The 15,351-nt window shown below is 48.0% G+C and carries 8 protein-coding genes; all 8 read right to left on the bottom strand.

The features are described from left to right. Window positions 1–109 precede the first annotated feature (109 nt). Complete coding sequence (locus GZH47_RS26240; protein WP_162643948.1) at window positions 110–6,151, bottom strand: FN3 associated domain-containing protein; 6,042 nt, start codon at window positions 6,149–6,151, stop codon at window positions 110–112. Window positions 6,152–6,371: 220 nt separating this feature from the next. Continuing rightward, complete coding sequence (locus GZH47_RS26235) at window positions 6,372–7,547, bottom strand: WG repeat-containing protein (RefSeq protein ID WP_162643947.1); 1,176 nt, start codon at window positions 7,545–7,547, stop codon at window positions 6,372–6,374. Window positions 7,548–7,863: 316 nt separating this feature from the next. Beyond that, complete coding sequence (locus GZH47_RS26230; protein WP_192043544.1) at window positions 7,864–8,751, bottom strand: carbohydrate ABC transporter permease; 888 nt, start codon at window positions 8,749–8,751, stop codon at window positions 7,864–7,866. Between the two features lie 20 nt (window positions 8,752–8,771). Next, window positions 8,772–9,641, bottom strand: a complete 870-nt coding sequence (locus GZH47_RS26225; RefSeq protein WP_162645443.1) for an ABC transporter permease — start codon at window positions 9,639–9,641, stop codon at window positions 8,772–8,774. Between the two features lie 98 nt (window positions 9,642–9,739). After that, a complete protein-coding gene (locus tag GZH47_RS26220) occupies window positions 9,740–11,260 on the bottom strand; it encodes an ABC transporter substrate-binding protein (protein ID WP_162643946.1) in 1,521 nt (506 codons plus the stop codon). Between the two features lie 248 nt (window positions 11,261–11,508). Continuing rightward, window positions 11,509–13,089 (bottom strand): response regulator transcription factor, encoded by a 1,581-nt coding sequence (locus GZH47_RS26215; RefSeq protein WP_162643945.1) that lies wholly within the window; start codon window positions 13,087–13,089, stop codon window positions 11,509–11,511. Next, the gene (locus GZH47_RS26210; RefSeq protein WP_162643944.1) at window positions 13,086–14,810 is read right to left on the bottom strand and encodes a sensor histidine kinase; all 1,725 of its coding nucleotides are present in this window, start codon (window positions 14,808–14,810) and stop codon (window positions 13,086–13,088) included. The genes GZH47_RS26215 and GZH47_RS26210 overlap by 4 nt, the downstream gene beginning before the upstream one ends. Before the next feature lie 222 nt (window positions 14,811–15,032). Further along, window positions 15,033–15,215 carry a DUF2798 domain-containing protein gene (locus GZH47_RS26205; protein ID WP_225446587.1) on the bottom strand — a complete coding sequence of 61 codons (183 nt, stop codon included), beginning with the start codon at window positions 15,213–15,215 and terminating at the stop codon, window positions 15,033–15,035. Window positions 15,216–15,351: the final 136 nt, after the last annotated feature.

Raw genomic sequence — 15,351 nt, 5'->3', positions numbered from 1 at the left:
ATTTCCCAGCCTTCCTTAGTCCTTCTAGTAAGCTCTCTCTTGGCCGAGGAAAGTCGCTGCACATGGCGGCTCCTTCCCTCAGCCCGGAGAGACCTGTTGTAAACGTAACTTATTTGCCGTCCACGTACGTGATCAGTGCATTGACACCAGTACTGTCATTACCTTTTGCCGCAACTTGCTGCAGATAGTACTTGGCATTGGCGTAATCCGATTGATTCAAATACCAAAGCGCGTTTCCGTAGTCGCTGTCGCTAACGTCGATACTCTTGCCGGCATCTAGTTTGATGCTTGCAGGAACATTTGCCGTATTTGCCAGCAGATCGTAAGCGCCATAAGACTCGGTAAACGAACCTTGGGATGCCGTTGCGCTTTGTGCTTGCTGTTGCAGCTGCGTTGCTGCGTATTCCATCATCGCGGATACGCCTGTGCTAGCGTTCGCCTGTAACTCGAGCGCCAAATAATACACGGCATTATACCAATTTCTTTGGTCAAGATAGTACCAAGCTTGGCCAAGGTTTTCGCTCGTGCTCACGCTGTTTGCCGAATCTTGCTTGATGCTTGCCGGAATGCCGGCGCTGGCAGCGAGCAATTGATAATCCATATAGGCGCCGCTAAAGTCGCCTAGCTTCGTCTCGCTTTGCGCCTTCTCTTGCAGTTTCGTTGCGACAAATTCCAGCAAGGCGACGCAACCAGTACTAGCGTTCCCGCTAACCGCTTCTTCGTTCAAGTAGTACACGGCGTTGTAGAGATTATTCTGATTGTAGTAGAACCAAGCCTCGCCCATATTCGGGCTGGTGCTGAGACTTTGCGTCGCATCGGTTTGAACGGCTGAAGGAACGGCCGAACTCGCGGACAAAAGCTGATAGTCCGCATACGCCTGCGAGAACTCCCCTGCTCCCATATGGTTCTTGGCTTGCAGTTGAAGCTGCTGCGCTGCTGCGCCCATCTCGGAATCAAGACCGGTGTCTCCGCCGCTGATGGCCAGCTCGTAGTAGTAGACCGCATTATACCAATTGCCGGTGCTTGCGTAGAATTGGGCCAATTGCAAGTCGAGTACATCCGGCGTATTGCTTGCTGTGCCATTCACGATCTCGGATCGGTCTCTGACCCGGATTCTCGGATGCATGTCCGAATCGCTGACAACCTCGCCGATCGATGCCAAGCCGGCTACGGAAACTGTTGCCCCGTCTGTAACGAACGGAAGCGTTGTCCCGCTTGTGATGTAGCCGTTAATGAATACGATCGCAGGTCCGGAGCCGTCATCGATCGTAAATTGATTGATTGTTCCGTCTGTATCTTTGTAAATATCGGACACGACACCTTCGGTTTTCACCAATAGTCCCGTATTAGCGGATGACATGGAAGCCGATGTCGTGAGCGTCGTAGGCGCGAGTTTATGGATGCTTGGATCCAAAACCGTGATTTTGCTGACGGTCAATTCGACTTCGCCTTGATAATGCGTAATCTTACCGGTGAATCTTGCTTTTTGTCCTTCCTGAATGCCTGAGGCAACCGGGAACAGATTGATGCCGCCCGATGCGTCCTGCGCATAGATGGAGTCGAAGAAGCCTTTGTTTGCATCCGGATTCGCGCTTTGCGTATTTACCTCGCTCGTCGCCGTTGCTTCAATGGTAACATCCGTTCCATCCGGCAGATTCTTCGCATCGGCGATGCTTGTGATCGTCTGCGGATTAGCCGTTTTATAAAGATTGTCCATTAAATTGTAATTGACGTACGGCAATGTCGCGGTATTCTCTTGCGTGATCGAAATTTCGAAGTTACTCATGAAGGATCCGCCGGCAACGACGACAAGCGAAGTCGTGCCGTTCGCATGCGTGACCGTTTCGGATGCCGCCAGCAGTTTTTCTTCTGGGTTCGTTGCAACCTCGCTGTTTGGATTCACATATTTCGGAATATAAAGCCCTTGTGCGTTATTGAGTCCCTTATCCGAATTATTCGTTCCGGCGAGCACGTATGGGAACGTACTCTTCGTCGATCCATATCCAAAGTTGTCATTATCGGTTTCAGCCGAATACGTGGTCGGGAAACCGAACACAAGCGGGCTGACCGTGGCCGGCAGCGTGGAGGTTCTCTCGCCGGTCACCGGGTCTACGGCATAGATGGTAGAACCTGAGTATTGGCTGTAGGTTTGTCCGTCGACGACGCCCTGCAGCAACGGATTCGCCATATTGAACTCTGTCGGATACAACCGGTAGGCTTGGCCTCCGTTCGTAACGTCGTCCATTACCTCATCGTCGCCTTCGCGCAGCGTCGAGCCGATGGCTGCCAGGACGTCGTTCTGCAGCTCGGACATATGTTTCTTCGGCGAAGCCGGATCCGCGTTGGCAGATTCCGCATAGTCCGCGATATTTCCGAAGACTAGCGTGTTGCCGTTTTCCGAGAATGCTTTCAACGCCGCGGTTTCTTCCGCCGTGTAATTCGCCGGAGTCGTCCATGCGGGAACGCTTTTTCTTGACGGCGCATTCAGGATGATCATTTTGTATTTCGGATTGCTCGTTGCGGCGATTAATTCCGCCGACGTGTTCAATTGTACGACTCTCACGCTGTTAGCCCCCGCGAGCGTCATCATATTGGCCATCGTATTCGGATAGCTTCCTCCGCTGACGTACTCGTTGCCGTGCGAGGCATCAAGCCCGACATAAGAGACGGCGTTAATATCTACGACCTTCATCGTGCTGGTCGTCGTATACGTCTTATCGACGCCGTTCACCGTAATCACGGCATTGATCGTGACGGTTTTGGTTCCTGGAGTCGACGGCGTATAGCTGAATACATTCGCAGCGACGCCGGAAGGCGCGATGCTAGTACCGAGCGTATACGTTTTGTCGGCCGCGGAATCTCCGTCTACCGTATAAGAAACCGACTTAAGCGTGACAGGCGCGCTTTCGCTATTGAAGAAGTTTGTCGTTAAATTCAATGCTTCCGTCGTCACAGGCATAACCGCGCTGTTGACTACCGAGGTAATGCCGACCTTCGGCGCTGAACCGAGCCAGATCGGCGCGGTAACGGCTACGAAGCCCTGGTTGTCCGTGATGATCGCGAAGTAATAACCGGCAGCAGGCGCCGTCATCGAATAGGTGTAATTCACGTTACTGGTTCCGACAGGGTAGGACTTCTGATCTACGATCTTGCCTCCGTAGCTGATCAGCTTGACGGATGCGATGTTGCTCGTTTCTACGCCAGGGTTCTTATTGGCCGCCGTTACCGTGATGTTCGCGGTCGCGGGAGGAGTATCCAAGATAGCGCCCATGCTGTAGGTATCCGTGCCGTCGGACAGGTGGTAGGTGACATCCAAGTCCCTGTTCTCCGTCGACCATACCGAACGTTCGTGCAGCGCCGTATAGATGCCGCTCAATGTAAAATCGTTCGTGTAAACGACCGTCGCGGCGGTATTCGACGTTCCCCAGCCTTTTTTGTGATTATCGCCGTTATTGGTCGGGGCCACGTGCCAGCCTTTATCCAAGGCCAGAATAAATTGGTCGACAGAACGGAAGTATCCGCCGGAGCCGATGGCGCCTTCGCCGTTGCCGGCTTCAACTAGCGTAACTTTGTCGTCGATCGCGTTCTCGTGATAACCAAAATCCGCAAAGTTGCCGAATGTCGCTCCGGGATGATTCAACTGCGAAATGGAGCCCGGCGTGCCCTCAAGCATTTGATAATAGGTTTGAAGGCCGCCATCATTGGTTTTGTTGTTTAACGTTGCATTGTTGCGGCTGACGAAACCGGTTGTGTTAAACGTATTCATGTGTCCGGGTCCGCCGGACCATGTCATCTCATAACCGTAATCGGTCACGAAATTCGGAGTGGCTGCGTCCGCCGCCGCCTTTTTGCCGTCCAGCCATTTGGCGTTGGTTTTGTTGTAATCATTGATGTTTTGATCCTTGGTGACGTCGTAAGTTGATGTATCAAAAGAGTTCGAGTGGTCGGTTACGATGAAGAAATCGAATTTGCCCTGATCTCTGGCATAAGCGTACGCCTCCGCCAACGTTCCCAGACCGTCCGAGTTAACCGTATGCGAGTGAAGGGATCCGTAATAGTTCTTTTCCCCGCCGGTAGCTTTCTTGGCCGTATAGGTGTAGGTTATAGGATCGCTATCCACATTATTTGCAAGCGTTGCTTTTGCAACGATTCTTACCGGGAAGTAAGATGCATCCAATGTGATCGGACCCGTATAGGATTGATCGGCCGTACCCACCAGCGAACCGTCCGTGGAAGAATAGGAATTTTTATAAAGCGAATAAGTGATTGCAGCACCTGCCGTAGTTGATGTAAATGTAAGCGGCGTTGCGGCCGTAATTGCAGAGCTTCCCGGACTTACGACTACGTTCGCGACCTTGCTTTGCGTGTATACAAAGGTTTGAGTCGCAGTTGTATAGGTACCGTCCGAAGCCGTTACTACAATTGTAGCCGTTCCGTTTTGGAAGGCATCCACTGTAACATCAACTGAATTTGCTGCACTCGTTACAGAAGCAGCTCCATTTAAGCTATACGTGATTGTCGCGCCTGCTGTAGCAGTGGCAAGCGTCACCTTGGAATGAAGCGGCACTGCCTTTCCGGAAGCTTCGCTAGCGGTTACGAACTCAACCGTCGGTGCTGAAGCAACAACGAGATCAGCCGTATTCGAGGAAAATACCTGTACGCTGTTGTTATAAATCGGGACGGATTTTGTGATGTCCACGTAAGTATCGGCTGCAAGCGAGATACCTTTGGTACGCAATGTAGCCGTTACGCCTGCCTGGCTGACGGTGTGATTATAATAGCTCGTTCCCGTACCGGCGATCGCGTCGAGTTTTACCGTGTCGAAAGCGACCAGCATGCCCTCATAGGTTCTGTCAGCAAGCTGACTGAACATGATTTTGGTCGGCGTCACGGGAGTCGGAGCAGCGTTGCGCACAACGATATGCGCCGCGTCCACAGCATCTGGAGCAATCTCCATCAAACCGTTATACAGCGACGTTTTCCCGTGGACATAGATTTCTTGCCCCACATAGGATGAGAAGTCTGCGCCGGATTTAAAAATCGTGATCCCGCTGCCGGCCTTCATGCCGTCTTGGATGTATAAGGTCGTATTTCCGTTCAAGTACGTACCGATTCCTTTTACCCAGACATCAGTTTTGTCAGCAAGCTGTTTCGCATCAGCATTCGATGTGATCGTCTGCTGATTGAAGGATAAGGTAACGACGTCGGACGAAATAAGCGTCGGCGATTTCGCTACGGCCTTCACGACGAACGGGCTTGTTCCTGCAAATCCGCCTTCGGAAAGAGCCGTGATCGGCGCAGTATATAACTTCGTGCTGCCGCTCACCGTCGTTGCAGGCGCCGTACCGTCAGTCGTGTAATAAATTTGCGCGTTTGGATCCGAATTAGTTAACGTAATAGGCGTAACGTCTAAAATGCCGTTCGCTGCGTCAGGCGTTGCGGTAACCGTTGGCGTTGTAGATGCCGCATCCTTTGTACCGTAAAGCTGAATATTGTTGATATTATTACCGACAACACCGCCATTTGTTCCACTGGTTTGGTACTCGGAGCTTTTAACGAATCTGATGTAGAGCGAGTCTTGATTTTCGGCGGATGCCGGTAACGCCATTCCGTAATTTACCGGTGTCGCATTTTGATTTTTCACTGAATAACCCGTCGTATTCAAATTCCCGAAGCTATTCCATGCGCTGCCATCCGTACTCCACTCCGTATTAAAATCTCTCGGACCGGTTGCTGCGGAATACATCATAAAATTAAGTACGAGGCCGGTAAATCCTTTTGTCGATGTTTTAACCATCCAATAACTCGGATTACTAAAACCTGTGTTTTTTAACGAGCTGGTAGAATAAGAATAGCCTGCTGTTACTTTCAATGGCGAAGCGCCTTGGTACAACTGCAACAACGTCGAAGCATCATTGTAATAACCGCTTGTGGCGCTCATATCCCCGGTAGTATTCGCAGTTGACGGCAAAGCGCCTAAATTCCAGCTCGTGATGTCAGCTTTACCTGCAATGGCCTGCGGCGGATTGATAGTGTCGTTGACCGCCGTTGCAGCGAATGCCGTCGTTGCCGTAAACGTCGGGACGATGCTGTTCACTAACAATAAACCTGACAGGCCTATCGTCCACAACGCTTTTTTGAATACTTTCATGACCTCGCTCCTTGTACAAATTATTTATTGCAAAATATTCGCATGAAATGAAAGGATCTAAAGAGCCAGCTAGATGGGCGAGATCACCTCCACTTTATCTCACTGCCTCCCCGATGATTTCATTCGTGCTCCTATTCTTACAAACATGAAGTAGCGCAGCTACGTGCTTCTATGCTGCTATACTGGTTTCTCTCCAGGTCGCATCTAACTTCAACCGCTATTAATTCCTAGGGTCCCAGATATATGTTCCGGTTGTATCGATATAACCGATCCTGCCATCGGATAGGGTTACCTTCGCAATGCCGTTTCTAAATTCTCCGGCCATGCTGTGCTTAATATAATTGTCATCATCTTTCGGAATAACCGGATGAATGATGAGTTGCCCGTTCTTATTCACATACCCGCCAGCCCCGTCGGCAATGGGAGCCAAGCCTTCTGAAAACAAGGTCTCATCATAGTGATCCTTTAAACTGGGAGCAACTTTATATGCACCGGATTCATCTATGTATCCGATTGAATAATCGTTGATGCTGTCGCCTGCGCAAACCTTTGCAAGTCCTTCTGAAAAAGCATACGCCTTTGCAAATTGAGGCTTTATCTTCATATGGCCTTGTTTATCGATATAGCCGAATTTAACGGTGGACGTTTCCTTATCCTGCACGGCTACGGCTGCCAAACCTTCCGAGAAGTTTTTGCCGGAACTATATTTACTAGCATCAATGATTACTTTTCCTGTTTTGTCAACATATTGGTACTGGTTCTTATCGTTCTTCACTAGCGCTAAGCCTTCTGAAAAACTATTCGCTTCGAAATATTGATAGGGGAGGACGAATTTCCCATAACGATCAATATACCCGTACTTCTCGGTTTTATCGTCCTGGACTAGAATCAGACCTTCGCTTTGCGTCGGCGTCCCCGTTCCGTTGAACAGCATCGAATCGATCTGCATGTCGGACGGTAACGTGTATAGAATCTTGCCCTTATTATCCAGAATGAAGTATTGGAGATCATACGTTACCTCATCGACAATGATCGCACCGGCTACACCTTCGTTATACTTGGTTATGAATGAATAATCCGGCTTCACTACCATTTTCCCGGTCGTATCGATGGCACCGTATTTTACGTCTTCATCGCCCATTGCCTCTATTCTGCCATCTGAATGACCCGCCAGCTCTACGACGGCGACGCCTTCATGAAAGTCATCGGCCCAGGCATAAGTCGGTTTTATTACAATTTTCCCCTTATTATTCACATAGCCCCATTTACCTTCGACTTGCACAGGATACAAGATCGTTCCGGCGTCTTTCTTCTTGTTTCCAGCTATGAAACCCGTGATTATCGCCGCCACGGCGAATATAATGACGAATAGTGTTATGCTCAGTCGTTTATTCAAATCAGTCCATCCTTTCTCATCCACAAAATCGCCGGTCAAAATCGACCGTTTTCAACACCATACTCCCTTTCTAAACATCACAGCTTGTATCATATCGTTGTATTGTTAGAGCAGGCTCTTGATCGTGTAAATTTCGTGCAAGTATTGTATGAATTTAAAGTAAAGGCCTTAAGTCCGAGGTTGCATATTGCTGAGCGCAAATAGGGTCTATGGTCGCAGGAGACAGCAATCCGCGGGAGGAAACGGGAGAAAATGCCCATAAAAAAAGAACGGCATCTCTGCCGTTCTTTTTTAAGGTATTCACTTGATTACATCCTTATCCTTTAACCGCCCCCACGGTAATCCCTTTGACAAAGAACCTCTGAAAGAAAGGATAAATGACCATAACCGGCAAGCAGCCCAATACGGCAACGGCCATTTTGATCGCCGTGGAAGGAAGCGTCGCGGACAAGCCGCTGCCCATGCCGGAGGAGGCGCTGCTCATGAGGAATTGAACGTCCAGCAGCATTTTATTCAAGAGCACCTGAATGCTGAACAAATCGGCATCCGTAATATAATAGAGTCCGTTCAGCCAATCGTTCCAATAGGATAATCCCACGAGCAAGCCCAAGGTCGCCATGATCGGCATGGACATGGGAAGGATGACCTTCATTAGCGTTCCCGACTCGCTTGCCCCGTCAATCTTGGCGGCTTCTACGACGGCTTCGGGAATGTTGGTCGTGAAATAGGTACGCATCATAATGATGTTGAATGCCGTAAGCAGCATTCCCGGAACGATCAATGCCCATATCGTATTCTTAATGTCGAAATATTGCGTCCACATGATATACGACGGCACCAGGCCTCCGCTGAATAACATCGTAAAGAAAATAAAGAACGAGAAAACGTTTCTTCCGGGCAGATCTTTTCTCGATAGCGGATAGGCCATCAAGGTCGTTAGCACGATATTCGCTGCCGTACCGATTGCCGTCACGAGCAAGGTGATCCCGTAGGCTTTTACGATCGAATTCGAATCGCTTAACAGAAACTTATACGCCGTAAAATCAAGCGCCGAAGGGATAAACGAATAGCCGTTATGGATGAGCGTCTTTTCGTCCGTAATGGACGAGACAATGAGAAGCGCGAAAGGAATCATGCAAAACAGCGCCAGCAGAATCATCATGAAATGCGCGAATAACTGAAAACCTTTATTGTTGTCGACCAAATCCGATTCACTCCATTCCGCTAAAACAAGGCGCTATCTTTATCTATTTTTTTGACCATATAATTCGCTGCGATAACAAGAACGAATCCGACGATGGATTGATAGAATCCGGCTGCAGATGCCATTCCCACGTTGTTCAATTTCGTTAGTCCCCGATACACGTAGGTATCGATGGTGTTCGTAGCGTCTATCAAAGCCCCGCTGTTCATCGGAACCTGGTAGAATAAACCGAAATCCGAATAGAAGATTTTGCTGATGCTCATCAGCGTTAGAATAATGATGATGGACTTGAGTCCAGGAAGCGTAATATGCTTCATCTGCTTCCATTTGTTCGCCCCGTCGATGACCGCAGCTTCATAGTAGGACTTATCGATGCCGACCAGCGTCGCGTAATAAATGATGCAGCTGTAACCGAAGGACTTCCAAATGCTAACGATCACGATGATATAAGGCCAATATTTCGACGTCGAATACCAGGAAATCGGATGGAGCCCGAGCTTCTCCAATATGCTGTTGTTAACGAATCCCGATTCCGAGCTCAGAAATCCGTAAACCAGATAGCTCACGACGACGATCGAAATGAGATGGGGCAGCAGAATGAGCGTCTGATACGTCTTTCTCGCCGCGTTTTGGCGAACGGTGTTGAGTAACATGGCAACGCCGACCGCGATAAAGGTTCCTATGACGATAAAAGTCACGTTGTACAAAATCGTATTTCGGGTTATCGTCCATGCCTCTCTCGTTTTGAACAGAAACTCGAAATTTTTGAACCCGACCCATGGACTGTCCCAAATCCCTATCCGATAGTTAATCTTTTTGAAAGCGATCGTTAAACCGCTCATCGGGATGTAATTATTGATCAAGATATAGATACATCCCGGAATGAGCATCAAATAGAGCGGAATAAACCTTTTGATTCTAACTAGCCTTTTTTTTTTAGCATATCAAGGCAACCTCCGCATATCTTCATCCGATATACAATCAGATTTTATTTATTGGCAGCCAGCCATTCATCGAGCTGCTTTTGTTTTTCTGCGATAATCTTGTCGACGCCGGCAGCCTTCAACTCTTGCGAATACTTAGGCAGCGTCTTTGCAGGATCCAATGTGCCTGTTTCCAAAGCCAGAGCGTATTTCGCGTCAACGTTGCTTACCATTGTAATTTCATTCGCCACGGTTTCGGCATTGAAACGGAAACCTTTCGCCGGCGATTGATGCGCGGAACTGTTATACTGCTCCAAATAGGCCCATTTGTCTTCGGGATCGCCTTTCCAGAGATAGGAGATCGCGGCGTTCGGCGTTGCCCAAGGCAGAGACATCCAGCCCGTAGTTCCCGAATCTACGCCTTGCGGATAATCGATGATACCTTTCGCTTCGTCCACCATCACGTAGTTCCGATCTTTCACGCCATACACGAGCAAGTTCGAAATATCGGCATTCGTATGCGCGAGGTTCAAGAACTCGACCGCTTTCTCCGGATTTTCGCTGCCGCTCGCGAGCGACCAGCCCATTCCGGCAACGTGGCCCGTAATCGAGAACGGTTTCGTCAGTTCGATGACCGTGAACGGTTGGCCGACTTGTTTGGCGATATCGTCGACGTTGCCCGGGTTCAGTCCGCTAAATCCGCCCATCACTTTATTGGCTTTCAGCAAGCTGACCCTGCTTTCGGAATTATTGGCCGCGTCCGGCATGACCAGGCCGCTCTTAGACCACTTGTACATATGGTTCACGAAGTCTTTGTAACTGTCCGTATCGATCATGTTGACGACTTTCGTGCTTTCTCCCATAGCGTCGATTACCCCTGGGCCAGTTCCCAAGTTGTCTTCCGTGTTCGGACGATACACGTTCGTGAAATCAAGCCCGATGGGATACATGTCCGGATGCCGTTTTTTCGCTTCGGTCATGACTGCTTCCAGCTGATCGTACGTTTTCACTTCCTCGGGCTTCAGACCGATTTCGTCCGCAATGTCTTTCCGCATGATAAAGCCGTAATTCGTCGCTTTTTCCTTGGCGGTCGGGATGGCGTAAATCTCGTTATTGATCGATACGGCGCGCTTATCCCCTTCGCTGAGCTTGCTCAAAATATCTTTTCCGTGATCTTCCAGCAATTTCGTCATCGGTAAAATTTGTCCGCTGTTCGCGAGCGTATTGATATCCAGGGCGAACGTGACGAACAGATCCATCTTCTCGCCGGACTGCATGGCCAGGTTGGCCTGCTGCTGGAAAGAACCGAAGCCGACTCTCGTAATGTTGACGTCCACGTTGATCAGAGGTTCAGCGATTTTGTCGATTGCCTCTTCGACGGCTTTGATATCTTCTTCTTTGCCATCGCCGACCATCATGAGATCGACCGTATACGGCTTCTCCGCGGCCGCGCTTTGGGACGGCTGGTTGCCTTTGCCCGACTCGGCGCCTTCGCTTGGCTGATTGTTGTTATTCCCGCAAGCGGTAAACAATGCCGATGCCAACGTTAATACCGAGAGTAAAGCCAACTTCTTTGTCTGTTTCATTTCTGTGTAGACTCCCTTCGAAACTGGTTAGAGTTATTAGGCCTTCTTCATCTTAGCCGTAAGCAGGGTTAACCCTCTACCGAACTTGTTACGGTTATTATCACTTTTAATCCTGTCCTTGGCAGGCCTCCGGACCCATTGTCAGAAATGTATCCTGACAATGTTCGATTTGTAACTTGTTCCATTCAAAGCGAATACCCTCCTGCATGCTCGCGAGCATGCAGGAGGGTATTCGTTAACGTTTCCCCTTATCCGCGATCTTCGGCAGGCGTGACGTTCCATGTCTTCTTGTACACCTGGGAGAAGTGAGAGAAGTTCGCGTATCCGACCTTCATCGCGATGATGCTGATCGGCAGCTTGGTCGATTTCAACATCGCTTGCGCCAGCTTCATCTTCTCCATCACGATAAATTCTTTAAGCGGCATTCCCGTTTCGGATTTGAACAATCGAGACAGATAGTTCGGATTCAAATAAACTTCCTTGGCGATATCCGTGCGCCTTATATCTTGGTCGATATGATCGCGAATGTACTGGATAATGACGTCGATTTGATTTCTCATTTCTTCTTTGGAGCCTGGAAACCGCTTGAAAAACTCGGTCGTATACGCAATCAATTCTTTCATATCGTCCACGTTGGCATACGAGCTTAACCCTTTCTCGAGACTGTGCTCGTCTCGAAAAATCCGTTCAAGCGAAATGTCCATCGTTTCCGCGGTCGTATACAGGATCTGCATAAACTGCTGATAGAACCGCTTTAGAAATCCCGCGTCGATCTTCCCGTCCATTGCCAGATGATCCAATACATCGCAGGCTTGATCGCGAACGACTTCCGTATCGCCTTGCTCGAGCAGCTTGCTCCACATTCTCATGTTTGGAATCGGATAAGAAACGGCTTGATCTTCGGTTCGATCCTTCAAATGAAACACTTTGCTCGCGAACGAAACATTGTTTTGCATCATGTCAAGCAGCAGCGCCGCTCGGCCTTGCGTTTCCATGACGGTAATCGCATCACCGGTATAGCAAGCAATGTCGCAGCCGTAATAGGCGTGATACACTTCGATCAATTTATTCAACTGCCGCAGAACGCCTTCTTGATCGATAATCTGCCCGCCGGACGCATACACGAAGAACAAAAATCGTTCGTCGTCGATTTGGGCGACCAGCACGCGCTGGCCGTACCGAGCGAACAGCTCCGTCACGATATTCCCGATTGAAAATTTCAGCATGCCGCCCCGCCAGGAATGCATCGATGCTTTCAAATGAAAGACATCGAGCGTGACGAGATACATTTGGTCGTTCTTACTCAGCGAAATTTGAATTTGGTTTAGATCATTGACGAAGCGCGCCGAATCTTTGTTTCTTCGGAATATCCAATCTTTCACAATATTATCGAGCAGGATTTCTTTGCTCTGATGAAACATTTTTCCGTACGCATAAAATTTCTTCGTTTCGTTTTTCTGCTTGATTTTGCGAATCGCGTTCTGGATCGTATGTTCGATCGTTTCGTATCTCGCGGGCTGGAGTATATAATCGAAGCCTCCAAGCTGCATCGCTGTTTTCGCATACGCAAAATCGGCATGTGCCGTTAAAAAAATACATTCGATATCGATTTCCTGATCGCGCGACCACTGGTATAGATCTAAGCCGGTTTCGGCTGGCATCTCGATATCGCAGAGCATGATGTCGATAGGGCGACTTCTAAGCATTTCTCTCGCTTCGAAAGCATTATAAGCTTTCAGCACATCCTTCACGCCGATTTTCGCCCAATCAATGCCGAAGAACAATCCGTTCACTACTTGCGTTTGATCGTCTACGATGAGTACGTTCACGTATTAGCTCTCCCTTTCTCGTCATCTGAACGATACGGAATAAAAATATCGATGCACGCACCGCCCGACGTACTAAATAAAAAGGTGCATTTATTTTGATAAACCACATTGCATCTCCTGATTACGTTCAGAATGCCGACATGGTCTTTCAAGGCGTTCGGATTCGAAGCATTCAGCAACGCCAGCATGTCGTCCGAGAATCCGGCTCCGTTATCCATGATCGTAATATTCACCCATTGATCGTCTTCGTTTTCAAGCAGGCTGGCTTTGATCGAAACGATCAGTTGTTTATGGATCGAGACGGCATGTTTAATGGAATTCTCGACGAACGTTAAGATCGAAATCGGCAAAATCGGGAAATCGTTTAAACGCTCGTCCATGTTCACTTTGCAAATCAACTCATGAGAAGCGCTCATTTGTTGCAATGCCATATAGTTCTGAACGTTCGATATTTCATTCTCAAGCGAAACCAAGGAATCATTCTCTTGAAACATGTATCTTAGATGCCGCGACAACAGGAGAATCATCTCCTGAATTTGATCGTATTTCTTCTGCTCCGCGATTCCGAACAGATTCTTAAGCACGTTCAAGTAAAAATGAGGTTTGATTTGGATCTGCAAAAACTGAAGCTCAGCCTGCTGCTTCTGCATCTCTTTCTCGTAGCTTTCGATCTTCAAATCTTTGATTTCCGTCATCATTTCATTAAACGTATGGCTCATTTGCCTAAATTCTTTCACCCTTGAGCCCGTCTTCATCGTTGCGTCCAAATGGCCGTTTTTGATTTGCTTCATCGTGACCATCATTCGCTTTAACGGTATGAAATAAGAACGCTCCAACAACAGGAACGAGATAAACATCAGCAATACGATAAACACGGAACCGATCAAGAAAACAATTTGAATCGTGTCCAAGTAAAACAGAAACCCTCGATACGGCATGATATAGATATAGTTCAGCTGGACGGAAGCCGAATAGTTCTGAACGACGAAGTAACGTTGGGCATTGCCGGAAATGTAATGAGACTCGTCATGCTTCCGAATTGCAATTCCCTTGTCCTTGATCTCGTCGACGGAAGTGAGCGGAACCCCCTCTTGATTAGCGAATACGAAAAAACCATTGTCTTTGTTTTGGCTGAAGCTTTGAGGCACGATTACGTTTTCAAAATCGATCATGCAAATCGAATACGTCTCTTTCGCTTCCAAGATGCGAAACAAATAAAATTTCCCGTCGATTTCATGAGGGAACCAGCCTTTCGACCGATAGTTTTCTTTCGTTTGAAAAACCGATTTCAAATAGCTTTCGGCACCTTGGCGGATGTCATGGCTATAGTTCTGGCTATACGTTTTATAGAAGAGGTTGTTCGTTTTCGAATAAACGAACATGCCCCCGACGATTTCGTTCGTTTGAAAATAGCCATTGTATTTATTCATCATGTCTTGCGCATAGAATTGCAAATCGATCGGATCCTGTTTAAACATCAATTTCATGAAGCTGTAATCGTTCGACACTAAGTTCGACATATACAAGTCGGCATTTCTTAAATTTTTTTCGAACGCGTTTTGATACAACATGATTGCATTACGATTCGTTTGTTCGATCTTGTTATTCAAGACGTTGACGACGTACAAATTATAAACGGTTAACAGCAGCACGAGAGGTACGACAAAGATCATCATGATCAATACGACTTGCTTTTTCGAAGAAATACTCAGTTTCTTCATCGCTTTATCACCATCTTATGTCCATTCAATTCACTAATTATTATCCAAGTAGCAAGAACGTGTCAATCGGCCAAATCGATGGTGATGTCCTTTAGTATTCTGATCCTGAAGGATTCAGCTCGCTCGAACTCGTTGACCCGTTCTGGAGAGTCCATACCAAAAAACGTCACCATTCAATAGGGTGACGTTACGTTTGTTTCCTATGGAACCTAGGGGAAGTACTCAAACAAACTTCACCTTCAACAACAATTTCCTTATCCCTTTCGGCAAGAAATAAGCCGCGGGAAACGCAATCAGAAACGAATTCCGCCACGCGGCAAGCCACTTACCAGTGAAAGAGACATCGAATCCAATATGAAACAGGCTCGTAAAAAACGAAATAATGCAAGACATCCCAAGCGCCATCAACAAGGTAAACGTAATGTATTCGTACTTCTTCTTAATCTTCAATGCATAACCCTCCGAAGTCTTGTTTCTCTAGTAATGGCAGCCTTTCGCGATGTATGAACGCTCATATAAAAAAATAAAAAAACGGCATCTC

It is taken from the genome of Paenibacillus rhizovicinus, assembly GCF_010365285.1.
GTDB lineage: Bacteria > Bacillota > Bacilli > Paenibacillales > Paenibacillaceae > Paenibacillus_Z > Paenibacillus_Z rhizovicinus.
The sequence above is the reverse complement of the archived record's forward strand: the minus strand, read 5'-3'. Positions and strand labels throughout refer to the sequence as shown.

Bases quoted from the DNA above. Each gene is read 5' to 3' on its own strand.
- GZH47_RS26240 (WP_162643948.1), bottom strand. From the start codon at position 6,151: ATGAAAGTATTCAAAAAAGCGTTGTGGACGATAGGCCTGTCAGGTTTA.
- GZH47_RS26225 (WP_162645443.1), bottom strand. From the start codon at position 9,641: ATGCTCATTCCGGGATGTATCTATATCTTGATCAATAATTACATCCCG.
- GZH47_RS26220 (WP_162643946.1), bottom strand. From the start codon at position 11,260: ATGAAACAGACAAAGAAGTTGGCTTTACTCTCGGTATTAACGTTGGCA.
- GZH47_RS26210 (WP_162643944.1), bottom strand. From the start codon at position 14,810: ATGAAGAAACTGAGTATTTCTTCGAAAAAGCAAGTCGTATTGATCATG.
- GZH47_RS26205 (WP_225446587.1), bottom strand. From the start codon at position 15,215: ATGGCGCTTGGGATGTCTTGCATTATTTCGTTTTTTACGAGCCTGTTT.